The following is a 1,063-nucleotide window of genomic DNA, read 5'->3' as shown; positions in this document are numbered from 1 at the left end:
TCGAGCGTCAGGCCGGCGAGCTCCATCTGGGCCAGGTCCTTTTTCGTCGGACCCGGCGTGTACATCGCCTCAGCGATTAGACGGAGTTTCCCAGGCGGCCTTCGTTGATCGCGGCGCGGTAGTCGGACTTGATCGCGTCGGCCATCGCCGGCAGCGTGTCGACCAGTTCGGCAACGCCGTCTTTATCGAAGTCGGCGTCCAGGTTCCAGCCCTTGACGATCTTCATGATGTACTCGACGTTGAGCGCCGACTGACGCTTCACGATTTCGGTCTGGGTCAGCGAGAATTCCGGGATCGCTTCGCCGGTTTCCTTCGCCTTGGCGACCGCGGCGTTGAAGCGCTCGATTTCGGCATTCGCTTCGTTTTTCAGCTTGGCCTGCAGCTCGTCGGTGAGCTCGGCCAGTTCGGTGCGGCTGCGGTAGACGTAGTCGACTTCCATGCAGCCCAGCTCGCCGTCCAGCATGGTGCACTGCACTTCCTTCTTGAAGTTCTGCGGACGTTTGCCCAGGACGATTTTGGTAGCTTTTGCCATGATTTTTTGTCTTTCAGATGAGGTGAAACGGAAGAAAAAGACCGCGAGGAATGACCCCGCGGCGTAAAGGCCAGCGCCGACCATTCGGCGCCAGCTGGCAAACCAGGATCAGTAGCGGACGACCTTGTTCTGCAGCGAGAACGAGGCCTTCACGGCCATCACGCTGCCCTTGGCCAGGCTCGGCGACTCGTTGAACGAGCAGTAGCCGGCGTACAGCAGCACGGCGCCGCCCGGCAGGGTGCCGCGCAGGCAGGTCAACTTCACGCCGTCGGACACGGCTTTCAGTGCGGCGTGATGCGGCGCGCCCTTCTCGTCGGCGATGGTCAGCGCGACGGTGGTGGCGGTAAAGCCGTCCGGCAGGTTGACCGGCATGTCGGTGTCGAGCAGCGGCACCTCGACGAACTTGCCGTCGCCGCCGGAGATTTCCGCCGCGGTCACACCGGTGATCGGCACCCAGGTGGTGACCTTGCGCACCTGGCCCAGGCCGGCGCCAGCGGGGAACAGGGTGACGTCGGTGGTGTCCAGGCCTTC

Annotated in this window: 2 protein-coding genes; both read right to left on the bottom strand. The window is 63.3% G+C overall.

The genetic code is table 11. The features are described from left to right. Positions 1 to 76 precede the first annotated feature (76 nt). Complete coding sequence (locus QPK31_RS26100; RefSeq protein WP_290425796.1) at positions 77 to 532, bottom strand: phage tail assembly chaperone; 456 nt, start codon at positions 530 to 532, stop codon at positions 77 to 79. Between the two features lie 108 nt (positions 533 to 640). Then, the coding region (locus QPK31_RS26095; RefSeq protein WP_290425795.1) for a phage tail tube protein at positions 641 to 1,063 on the bottom strand (423 nt) is incomplete at its 5' end.

The sequence above is a fragment of the Massilia sp. YIM B02769 genome, from assembly GCF_030411995.1.
GTDB lineage: Bacteria > Pseudomonadota > Gammaproteobacteria > Burkholderiales > Burkholderiaceae_D > Telluria.
Note: the sequence above shows the minus strand (reverse complement) of the source record. Positions and strands in the feature narration are given on the sequence as shown.

Coding starts and splice junctions, on each gene's coding strand:
- QPK31_RS26100 (WP_290425796.1), bottom strand. CDS start 532: ATGGCAAAAGCTACCAAAATCGTCCTGGGCAAACGTCCGCAGAACTTC.